Origin of the sequence: Acidisoma cellulosilyticum (assembly GCF_020621385.1) — a bacterium.
GTDB classification, from domain to species: Bacteria; Pseudomonadota; Alphaproteobacteria; order Acetobacterales; family Acetobacteraceae; genus Acidisoma; species Acidisoma cellulosilyticum.
This window is the reverse complement of record NZ_JAESVA010000030.1, coordinates 1-7,059: the sequence shown is the minus strand read 5'-3', so window position 1 is coordinate 7,059 and position 7,059 is coordinate 1. Positions and strand designations below refer to the sequence as shown.

The window sequence follows — 7,059 nt, the reverse complement described above, 5'->3', positions numbered from 1 at the left end:
CCGTCGCAACACGGTATGACAAACGAGACGACAACTTCCTCGCCTCTGTTCAGCTCGCCTCAATCCGCATCTGGCTGCGTCATAATGAGTCGGTGACCTAGTGGGGCAACTCCACTGCAAATCAAGCATGTCTAATTTTGGTCAGCTACCGATCAAATAAACTATCATAATGTATTTCTCCATTACGCCTAGTGTTTTTAAACGCTAAATTCATTTTTAAAAAATGAATTTTTCCAGGTTACTCTAAAAAGAGATTTTTTGTGCGTCTGCGAACGTGCTAACGACCTAAGACCTTGCAGTCAGATAGCTGGATACCGTATTTAAGATGCCTGATTGATCAATTTACCGTTAATTGAGGGTTCGAACTTTGCCGTCTAAGCCCAGCAAGCGCACATCTCCAGCGGTTCAACGCGCAAAATCCACCACAGCCTATGCCGAACCCTCAAAACGGTCAGCGAGGCGGTCTACAGCTATCTCTGTTGCAGTCCCATTAGAGGAAGCGCAGCACGTTTTTGAATCTGATGCAGCCTCATATCTAGCTAATATGCCGTTTGAAGAATTCGACGTAAGTTCGATAGCCCATGAGGACTACTCGATTAGCGAAAATTTAGATCTTGAATTTTATAGGAATTTTTACGCTGATCTATTAGGGCTATCCCCCAGTGACCTCGTGAAACATTGGCGGAGCTTTGGTTCACAAGAGGGACGCTTTCCAAGCATGTCAGTTTGGCTCGCGCAAACCGATTTGGATCTTAAAACGCTGCCTGAAGATTTTTCAATTGGTTTTTACCGAAATCTTAATCCGGATCTAAACGCTGTTCTTAATTCCAACTTTGATTTTTTGCGTCATTTTTTGACCACTGGAGTAAATGAAAGCAGAAAATATTCATTAGATCAAAGTCTTTTGATTTCTACGGCTGAGAATCCACAGTCTCAGTTAGATCAGGATTATTTGACGCTTCAAGCTATTGTAGGCGACAAGTCTGCCACAAAAATTTTTGAAACTCATGGAATTTACTCCGGAGATTTTCTTAAACTTTTCAATGTTGACGATTATCAAGCTCGTGTTGGCGTTTCGGTATGCAAAAATCGACTTGAGTGTATTTTTCATTTTATTTCGATTGGGCAGTATAAAAATTACCCTATCTCATCTGAACATTATATCGACCAAGTCTTCTATGCTGAATTTGCCCCAGAGACCAGCGTATTATCGCACGTGGAGGCATATCGTCACTGGCTAAATAAGGGTGTTGCGAATGGCTTTCCGGTAAATCCCTCGCAGCTGATGAGCGAGATCGGTCTCACAGGTGCTTTGGAAATGCCTGATGGTTTCGATTGGAAGGTATATCTTAATTCAAATCCTGATTTGGCAATGTCCATAGACTCGCCATGGCGTGCCCTTCAGCATTACGCCAGAAAAGGGATAGCCGAAGGTCGACCGGGCTGTCTTGCAACTGAGTCTACTGCGCCTCTTTATGTGGCAGCCGCAGATCGACTGGCAATGTCAAATGAGTTATCTCCAGCACGCCAACTATATGAAACTGCTTTGCTGGCCGCACCTACACATACCCGTGGCCTACGCCACTATGCAGATTGCTTGATGAAACAGGGCGATTTATTTGGTGCTGTAACAGTATATCGCCGAACAATCAAAGATAAACGTTATAATGCCTGGACTTTTCTCAATCTATCGTCCTGTTTATTGCGTTTAAATAGGCGTATTGAAGCTATTGAGGTCCTGAAAGAACTAACTCTGTTGATGCCTGGAGACCAGTACATTAGGGACCGTTATCTTCAAGTTTCTGAAGAATGCTTTAATGCGCTTAGCAGCGATGCCAATAGACTTGCCAACGCAGGTCTGGTCGATGAAGCACGTCTTAAGATGGAAGCGGCAGTTAGTTTTCTGGCAGGTACAGTGCCAGCAGCAGCACCACGCCCTCTCCGGATTGGCGCAATTCGGCGTATAGGCATTGTTGCCGATATGAGCATTCCTCAATGCAAACATTATCGCGTACTACAGAAAAGTGAGCATTTAATTCATGCTGGTTTTCAGATAGAAATTTTCGACCAAGCCAAAGATTTAGGCGTCTTTCATACACGTTTGCCGTTCTTAGACTGTGTTATTTTTTACCGTGTCGCGGCACTACCAGCTGCTGTTCGCGCGTTCCGCGCCACACGTATAGCAGGCATTCCAACGGTTTATGATATTGATGATCTAATCTTTGATGCGGATCATTTTCCAGATAGCTTCGAAAGCTACGGTGGACTAATCAGTCGACAAGTTTACGGTGGTCTCGTCACAGGAACAGCTTTGTTTTCAAAAGGAATTGAACTTAGCGATTTTGCAATGTCGTCAACAACGACATTAGCAAACGAAATGCTCCCCTTGGTAGCCCAACACACAGCGTTTGTGCACCGTAACGCTCTTGATGCTGTTCAAGAGACAATGTTTTTAAATATTGATTCTCAGGCGGCATTGTTCAATGATGGTGAGCGCCCTGTTCGAATTTTTTATGGAACTGGAACGCGAGCGCATAACGAAGATTTTGAGCTGTTTGCTGTACCTGCTCTTATTCGGCTACTTGAGGAATATGGTCCGCTTATTCAAGTAGTGATAGCGGGATATATCACACTTCCAGAAAGTATGACTCGTTTTGAAAAGCAAGTAATCAAAATTGACCAGATTTTGGATAAAGAATCCTACTGGCACCTGCTTAAAGGAATGGACATCAATATAGCGGTATTGAAGCCTGGAATCATCTCTGATTGCAAAAGCGAGATAAAGTGGATGGAAGCAGCCATGCTGGCAATTCCGTCTGTTGTATCAGAAACCGCAACGTATAAAGAAGTAATTTCTCATGGAAAGACGGGATTTTTAGCCAAAGATGTAGATGACTGGTACAAGTATCTAAATAATCTGATTAAGAATCCGTCGATTCGCAAAAAAATCGGTGCAGATGCAAAACTGTCTGTGAAACAAAAATATTCCACTGCGACTTCTGCGCAAAACATACGCAACATTGTAACGTCAATTGAGCAGAAGCTTTCTCTTTATCCAACAAAAGCCAATTTACGAGTTCTAGTTGTAAATGTTTTCTTTCCTCCGCAGGCAATAGGCGGGGCAACTAGAGTTGTTGCCGATAACGTAGCTGACCTCCAAAGAAATTTTGGTAAAGATGTAGAAATTGAGGTTTTTACTTCAATTGAAGGTGGCCAAATACCTTATGAAATGAGGAGCCATCAATGGAACGGAGTCAAAATCACGGGGGTGACAACGCCCGTTGACCCGGATATCGATCTGCGAACCTCTGATAAGGAAATGGCTCGGGCTTTTGGAAGCTACTTGGACCATTTCAAGCCGCACATTGTACACTTTCATTGCATCCAACGACTGACTGTCTCTATTTGTTCCGAGGCTACTTCAAGAAACATACCTTATGTAATTACAGTCCATGACGCTTGGTGGATTTCAAAAAGTCAATTTCTGCTGGACAAAAATAATAATTTTTCTATTTACAAACCAAAAGAATCTCTTTCAGAAATTAAGATCAATGGTGTGCAGCATCATGTTCGAATGCAAGAGCTTTTGACTGTTCTGACATCTGCTAAGCGCGTATTGGCCGTGTCTAAATCTTTTGCAAATTTGTATCGTGATTACGGGATTGCAAATGTAAGCGCCGTTGAGAACGGTGTATCTAATATCGAAATTTTGCCGCGTCGCCCCAAAGCATCTTCTGTAAGAATTGCCCATATCGGCGGAAAAAGCTTCCATAAGGGCTACAATATTCTAAAGTTAGCTCTTTGTGAGTCTAATTTTCATAATATTGAACTTCTTCTTATTGATCACGCAATGTCGGAAGGAGAAGAAGTAGTAACTAAATGGGGTGCATCTAATGTTAAAATTCGTGGTAAATATTCGCAATCAAAAATTGCGGAGCTTTACGCATCAATTGATGTGCTTGCTGCCCCTTCTGTTTGGCCGGAAAGTTACGGTTTGGTTGTGAGAGAAGCCATCCAAGCTGGGTGTTGGGTGATTGCATCCGATCGTGGCGCATTGGCCGATGAAGTGGATGACAGTTGTGGATTTGTCGTGCCTGTTGATGATTATCATGAACTAAAAGATGTGCTCGACCGTATAAATTCTAACCCAGCCCAATTCACGGCGCCCCCACAGACTAGCCCAAAGCTACGAACGAGTGACCAACAAGCCAAAGAATTGCTTTCCATCTATCGCGAATTTGCGCGAAAGGACTAAATTTCACCGGACGATTTTCCCAGACGGGTGTTTGTTTTCAGCAAGCGCCCGTCTTCTGGAGCTCCATCGCTAACCAGGCTATCTGCCTTCTTCAGCAGAGCGGTTGCGAGCGAAGCGCTGTACCAAACGCCAACAGCGACGAAGCTGATCGTAGCCGACTTCGTCAATGCGCATTGCCATGGGCTGAACGCTCTTACGGTCCCGTAGGCCAATCAGACCGGCAATGTAAGCTAGACACATCCGCGCTCTCGCCTTGTGCTCGAGCGCAGAGACAAACGGTTCAAGCCAGCGGTCGAGATCAGCCTGCCAGTCCGGGTCCATGGATCGGCCCTCCACGAGCCGCCCCTATGAATCACGCAAGCTCGCCCTTGAGAGTTCCAAAAATCTCAAAGACACTAAAAATCTGCCAAAGTAGTGCTAGGTCAATAGAACTACTCAAATGGGGGGTTTTACTTACCCAAGATCTCAGTTTAACAATATTATATAAGTGGCTAAGATAGCGTATACCAGCACAAAATAAATGTGCAAAAAGGAAAAAAGCCGATGATATTTTCTGTGCGAGGAGAAGAAATATCCAGTGGTCGAGGAGATTGGGAATTTCTAACAGTGCCGACAAAAGGAGATCGACTAGCGTTACCTTCAGGTGCTGGTGTAGAAGTTGTTGAGGTGCTTTATCTGGAGCATGCTCCGAAGCCATCCAACGCCATATCGAGTTTTGGCCCTTTAACAATCACAGTTGTAGTTAAAACCCACCATTGGGTCGATATTCCTGGCGGTAAACCAAATTCTAACTGAATCATTTTTTGAGAGCCAGACTTGTAGTTTTTTGGCAAATAATATCCGAACGATGTTAACCTGAAGGACTAGTTGTTCAGTGCCAGTGTGATGATGAGCAGGATCTGCTCATTACAACTCATACGGTAATCCCCCCATTTTCTGTGGGAGCGAGAAGTAGAGCTACGCGGCCATGGCCAGCCGCTGTTTTGGGGTGATGCCGCCCAAGGCCATGTGCGGGTGGTCATGATTATAGGACCACATCCAACGCGTGGCAAAGTCCTGCATGTCGGCCAACGTATCAAACTCATACGCGCCAGCCATTCGTAGCGCACCGTCCGGTTGAAGCGCTCGACATAGGCATTCTGCTGTGGCTTCCCGGGCTGGATGAAGTCGATCCTGATCCCCTGCATCTCAGCCCATCCCAGCAGTGCGCCACTGATGTATTCTGGGCCGTTGTCGCATCGGATCGCTGCCGGTTGCCGCGCCACTCAATGACCTGGTCGAGGCTGCGGATCACCCGCAGCGCCGGTAGGGGAAAGTCCACGTCAATGGCAAGAGCCTCGCGGTTGAAATCGTCGATGACGTTGAACAGGCGCACACTGCGCCCGTCGCTGAGCTGGTCATGCATGAAATCCATCGACCATACCTCGTTCAAGGCCCTCGGCCCTGCCAAGGCTTCCGGCTTCTCACGGACCATGCGCTTCTTGGGCCGTATCCGCAGGTTCAGCTCCAGCGCGCAGTAGATCCGTTCAGGCCAAAGCCCCAATTTCGGTGATTGTCCGTCAGCCGGATCAGCCAGTCCGCGATCTCATCGTTTTCTCCACCGTGCTTTGGTGCATACCGATAGCAACTTTCGCTGATCCCAAACGCCGCGCAGGCAAGTCGGATCGACACTTTCTTGTCGGCTACGGCTTCTTGGGCCATCTCTCGCCGTCGAGATGGCCTTATCCTTTTTTTGCCAAGGCCTCTGAAATAATCTCAGCCTTCAGTTTCTCATCCATATACATCTTCTTCAGCCGGCGGTTCTCATCCTCCAGCTCTTTCATCCGAGCCATCATGGATACGTCCATGCCGCCGAACTTGGCACGCCACTTGTAAAACGTCGCCGTGCTGATGCCGATCTCACGGCATAGGTCGGGAACACCTTCACCGCCCTCGCTCCGCTTGAGCACCGCCATGATCTGGCTATCGGTGAAACGAGACTTCTTCATCCAGAACTTCCTCCATATCGAGAAAATTCTACCTCTCACGCCACCAGTTTTCAGGGGGGATTACCAACGGTCCGCTATTCATTCGGTAAAATTTTCAATTATATTGATAAATCAATCATTTTTGATAATATCAAAAAACAAAAATAAATCCTGCTCGATGCGAGCGCCAGCTACTTGTGCTCCAGAACCGCCGTGCTCTTTAAGCATTGCGGCATATTCCATTGCTCTGGCTTGCATTTTATCTATATCACCCTCAGCCAATGTGCCGTTCTCTTTCAGTTGTGCTATAAGCGATTGTAATGCCATAGTTGCCGCACTAATTTTTGTTAGGACGTTGTCCATATTTGATCCGGGGAATGCCATTTTAATCTCCTATAATGAGGTAAAACACTGAGTAGTTATCGATTTTAGGATTACACAGAGGACTTGTGAAGTCTAGCTGTCAGGATGTGCGACATCATTGGCGTAAGCCATGATGTTATCGGCTCTGGTGCAAATTGGGAGGTCGGTTGAATGGGGCAACGATGTGGTCGCAGTTACTCAAGCTGACAGCACTGCATTCCAAATATCGGGCGTGGTTGTGCCTTCGATGCGCAATTTTCCGAGGTCGAATTGTCCTTTGTATATGCGGCGCATCAATTCAATTTCGGCAAGTGTAATCGAGGCTGCCTTAAAACGTTTGAAGCCGAGCATCGACCCTGCTCGGGCCTTTACGGGAGTGTCATGAATTTCGTGTGGGACGACGGTTTGAACATTTAGGCTGCCATGGCTTTGGTAAAGCGCTCGCCGAAGAGAACGGCGAACTGGGCCTTGGCC

At 46.3% G+C, this 7,059-nt stretch carries 5 protein-coding genes and 1 pseudogene; 2 read left to right on the top strand and 4 right to left on the bottom strand.

Annotation, left to right across the window (positions count from 1 at the left end; translation table 11 throughout):
• Nucleotides 1-367: 367 nt before the first annotated feature.
• Nucleotides 368-4,255: a glycosyltransferase gene (locus ACELLULO517_RS28295; protein ID WP_227310852.1), complete on the top strand. Its 3,888-nt coding sequence runs from the start codon at nucleotides 368-370 to the stop codon at nucleotides 4,253-4,255.
• 78 nt (nucleotides 4,256-4,333) lie between these two features.
• Here the strand turns inward: ACELLULO517_RS28295 and ACELLULO517_RS29170 are convergent, their stop codons facing one another.
• Nucleotides 4,334-4,495 carry a hypothetical protein gene (locus ACELLULO517_RS29170; RefSeq protein WP_406566310.1) on the bottom strand — a complete coding sequence of 54 codons (162 nt, stop codon included), beginning with the start codon at nucleotides 4,493-4,495 and terminating at the stop codon, nucleotides 4,334-4,336.
• Between the two features lie 303 nt (nucleotides 4,496-4,798).
• Between ACELLULO517_RS29170 and ACELLULO517_RS28290 the strand changes: the two genes are divergently transcribed.
• Complete coding sequence (locus ACELLULO517_RS28290) at nucleotides 4,799-5,050, top strand: hypothetical protein (RefSeq protein ID WP_227310851.1); 252 nt, start codon at nucleotides 4,799-4,801, stop codon at nucleotides 5,048-5,050.
• A gap of 162 nt (nucleotides 5,051-5,212) precedes the next feature.
• Here ACELLULO517_RS28290 and ACELLULO517_RS28285 read toward each other — a convergent pair.
• The 3 genes and pseudogenes from ACELLULO517_RS28285 to ACELLULO517_RS28275 all read right to left on the bottom strand — a co-directional run.
• A pseudogene (locus ACELLULO517_RS28285) lies at nucleotides 5,213-6,243 on the bottom strand (IS3 family transposase).
• A 111-nt stretch (nucleotides 6,244-6,354) separates the two neighbouring features.
• Complete coding sequence (locus ACELLULO517_RS28280) at nucleotides 6,355-6,606, bottom strand: hypothetical protein (protein ID WP_227310850.1); 252 nt, start codon at nucleotides 6,604-6,606, stop codon at nucleotides 6,355-6,357.
• A gap of 177 nt (nucleotides 6,607-6,783) precedes the next feature.
• Nucleotides 6,784-7,059, bottom strand: a 276-nt coding sequence (locus ACELLULO517_RS28275) for a transposase (RefSeq protein ID WP_227310849.1), incomplete at its 5' end; no start/stop codon positions are given.